This window comes from Bacillus sp. GMs2/2, from assembly GCF_050172095.1.
Lineage (GTDB): Bacteria > Bacillota > Bacilli > Bacillales > Bacillaceae_G > Bacillus_A > Bacillus_A cereus.
In genome coordinates, this window is record NZ_JBNLYE010000399.1 from 1 (window position 1) to 3404 (window position 3404).

Sequence of the window (3404 nt, forward strand, 5' to 3'; positions counted from 1 at the left end):
AAAAAAGCTTTGGATTTTAAACTATGAATTATAACTAATGTATTTTGTCTCACACATGTACACATTTTTTTCTTCAGTTGGTATATATACTTTAAACTTTTCTAACCGTTTTCCATAGACATGAATCGTAATAACGCTTTCATTTTTGCTAATTTCAAGAATATGACAATCCGCTGGTGGAATTACTTTATCTGTTTCTCCTTCTCCCAAATAAAGATTTCCTGTATGTGTTAAATAAACAAGTGAATTTCCAAGTTGTTTCGTTTGTATAAAGTTCTGCACCATAATCCTTCCTGAAAAAACGCCTTCTACTCCCCATGTGCCGTCATGATCATGTAAAGGTGTAGATTGTCCATCTTTCCATACGAGAGCTAGTACTTCAAAACGTTTGAGCGGATCTTCATACAATAAATGTCGTGCATATTGAGTCAAATTGGCCTTCTGTTTATCTAACGGAAGCCATGTTTTCTTTTCTAAAAGTTCTTCTAGTAACTTTTCAATGCCACACACTATTTCTTCTTCAAATAAACCGTTTTCCATAAGATCTGTAACACCTTTAATAAACTTTTGAAATGATTTACTTCCATTACAAGTCAACATAAGAATCCTCCTCTACGTTTTATACAATTCCATATTAAGGTGATTACCGAAAACTCACAATTGAGAAACAAAAAACAAGATGCAAATGTATGCACCTTGTTAAGATTTTTATTTAGCTTTCAATCGAATAGGTAAGTATTTTAATGTTTGTTCATTTTCCAATATACATTTTTCTAAACAGAAAGATGGAGATAGCTCTATTTTTTCAAAAGCATTTATAAAGGTAGTTAATGCAATCTCAGCCTCTAAACGTGCAAGTGGTGCTCCTAAGCAAAAGTGAGGACCTTTCCCAAAGGTTAAATGCTTTTCATTTCCTGTTCGATGTACATTAAATTGAGAGGCTTGTGAAAATTTTTTCTCGTCTAAATTCGCTGCACTAACCCACGCAACAATCATCTGATCCTTTTTCATTAAAGAACCAAATATATTTGTATCCTCTGTAATCCTCCGGGCTAATGTAACAGGAAAGCGATAGCGTAATACTTCCTCAATCGCTTTTGAAATTAAGTTAGGTTCTTTTCTTAACTCTTCATAAATTCCAGGTGAATCTACTAAAAAGCAATAAAAGCTATTAATAATTAAATTTGTAGTAGTTTCATTCCCAGCTGCTAGTAAACCTAATGAAAAGGTTACAATTTCTTCATCGGTTAATCTTTCGCCTTCATATTCAGCTCGAATTAAATCAGAAATGATATCATCGGTTAAATGATATCTCTTTTCCTGAACAATCGGTAGAAGGTATGCTTTGAATTCATTTAATGCTATCCCTTTCTCAGTATCCAGATCATTAAACTTTTCTTTACTATACGGCATAAATAAAATATCAGACCATTCTTTAATTTTTTTACGATCTGTTGTTGGGACTCCTAATAAATCAGAAATAACGGTAACAGGTAAAGGTGCAGCAAACTGTTCAACGATATTAACTTCACTACATTTTTCGATATGTTGTACAAGTTCATCTGCGATAGCCTGTATTCGAGGTTTCCACTGTTCTAAACTTCTTGGAGTAAATGCCTTAGAAACAATGGAACGTACATTGCGATGTTCTGGTGGATCTGTAGAGTTTATATTTATTCTAGTTTCTAAAGGAGGGATTGAGAATTGTCTGCGCTCCCTTCTACTTGAAAATAAGCGATAATCTGATAAAACACGATTTACATCATCATATAAAAAAACATTCCATACATCCTGCTCTTCATCATAATGAACTGGGTGATTATCCCTCATCAAACGATACCATTCATATGGATTCCATAATTCTTCTTTTGTTTTCAGCTTTGAAATTTCATGAACTAAAATAACATTTTCAGGTGAAGCCATAGTTCTTTCCTCCCTTTTCTTTTACAATAAAAGTGATAGGTCGGCAGTTCAAAGTTGTATAAACTATCATATGTTATTTTAACATATACTAAAGGGGATTTTTCATTAGAGAACTTGAGAAATATATAAGGGGGATTTTTATGTACGTTGATATTTTACTACTAGCAGAATTAACGACCGGACCAAAACATGGATATGAAATCAAAAAAAATGTTCAAAATCGTTTAGGTGAGAATTTTGAATTAAATCACAACATGCTTTACCCTGCCCTTCGGCGCTTTGAAAATATGGGTGCTATAACGAAAAAAATACATAAACAAGTTGGAAAACCAAACCGAAATATGTACGATATAACAGAAACAGGAGAAGAAATTTTTTCTGAAATGTTACGAGAGTTTCCCGAAAAACTTGCGACAAATAATGCAGAATTTCTTGTTCGTATCGCGCTATTTGAAAAACTTGAATATGAAGCTAGAAAAGAGATTTTGACTGTACGTCAAAACGTACTACATAGTCAACTTACCGCTATTCAGTCTCTAGAGGTTACCTCAGCCTTTATTACTGAAGTCATTGAATTTAGTAAATCACGAATTGAACATGAATTGAGTTGGATTACATCACTTATGAAGAAAATATGAAAAAATAACAAAAAAAGCTAAAATTAATGAATGAAAATGATATTTATTATCAATACTATCATTAATAAAAGGGCAACCACGATTTGGCTACCCTTAAAGAATTTACACTTCTGGATCAAATGTTTTGCAATCTGTTTCTTCCGTTGTAGATGCATGTTTACCTTTATGACTTACTACGTAAATTGCCTCTGCACTACATTTATTACCGTTCGCCCAAAATTTACAGTTGTTTACTTCACATAAAACGTCTTGTGCCATAGTATCACACCTCCTTGTTCTATTATCATTAACAAAATTCGGAGGTATGATACTATTTGTCATCCATTTTCCATTCCCTTTTTAGCTTTCTTAATGGTTCAATATCTCCGCGTACAATAGCATCAATATTTCCAGTTATTTTTTCAATATCAAAATGCCACCATTGAATTTGCAATAATTCTTGAATTATTTCATTTGAAAATCTCTCTTTTATTTTATTTGCAGGGTTTCCACCAACAATTGTATATGGTGCGACGTCTCTAGTCACAACAGATTTAGCTGCAATGATTGCACCATCCCCTATTTTTATTCCGGGCATAATTGTTGTATCCATACCAATCCAAACGTCATTTCCTATAACTGTATCACCTTTATAAGGTAAATCAGACAAACTAGGTGTATACTTCTCCCACCCATTTCCAAATATATTAAATGGATATGCCGAAAATCCATCCATCCGATGATTGGCTCCGTTCATAATAAAGTTAACTCCAGATGCAATACAACAAAACTTTCCAATAGTAAGGCGATCTCCAAGAAATTCATAATGATGTAATACTCGATCTTCAAATGTTTCTCCATCTT

Annotated in this window: 5 protein-coding genes; 1 reads left to right on the forward strand and 4 read right to left on the reverse strand. The window is 32.9% G+C overall.

All coding sequences use genetic code 11. From position 1 onward, the window contains the following. Positions 1–21: 21 nt before the first annotated feature. Positions 22–600, reverse strand: a complete 579-nt coding sequence (locus ACQGS6_RS25000; protein WP_000954437.1) for a cysteine dioxygenase family protein — start codon at positions 598–600, stop codon at positions 22–24. A 108-nt stretch (positions 601–708) separates the two neighbouring features. Next, positions 709–1923: a cytochrome P450 gene (locus ACQGS6_RS25005; protein WP_074626492.1), complete on the reverse strand. Its 1215-nt coding sequence runs from the start codon at positions 1921–1923 to the stop codon at positions 709–711. A gap of 140 nt (positions 1924–2063) precedes the next feature. Between ACQGS6_RS25005 and ACQGS6_RS25010 the strand changes: the two genes are divergently transcribed. Further along, positions 2064–2561, forward strand: a complete 498-nt coding sequence (locus tag ACQGS6_RS25010) for a PadR family transcriptional regulator (protein ID WP_000289122.1) — start codon at positions 2064–2066, stop codon at positions 2559–2561. Between the two features lie 102 nt (positions 2562–2663). On the opposite strand, the gene ACQGS6_RS25015 is transcribed toward ACQGS6_RS25010, so the two are convergent. Then, entirely contained in the window at positions 2664–2819 is a 156-nt protein-coding gene (locus tag ACQGS6_RS25015) for a DUF1540 domain-containing protein (RefSeq protein ID WP_000046095.1), read from the reverse strand. A 52-nt stretch (positions 2820–2871) separates the two neighbouring features. Next, positions 2872–3404: CatB-related O-acetyltransferase (locus tag ACQGS6_RS25020; RefSeq protein ID WP_426965771.1), on the reverse strand; the 533-nt coding region annotated here is incomplete at its 5' end.

What these genes read in the sequence shown, in the direction of transcription:
- ACQGS6_RS25000 (WP_000954437.1), bottom strand. Translation starts at nt 600, where the DNA reads ATGTTGACTTGTAATGGAAGTAAATCATTTCAAAAGTTTATTAAAGGT.
- ACQGS6_RS25005 (WP_074626492.1), bottom strand. Translation starts at nt 1,923, where the DNA reads ATGGCTTCACCTGAAAATGTTATTTTAGTTCATGAAATTTCAAAGCTG.
- ACQGS6_RS25010 (WP_000289122.1), top strand. Translation starts at nt 2,064, where the DNA reads ATGTACGTTGATATTTTACTACTAGCAGAATTAACGACCGGACCAAAA.
- ACQGS6_RS25015 (WP_000046095.1), bottom strand. Translation starts at nt 2,819, where the DNA reads ATGGCACAAGACGTTTTATGTGAAGTAAACAACTGTAAATTTTGGGCG.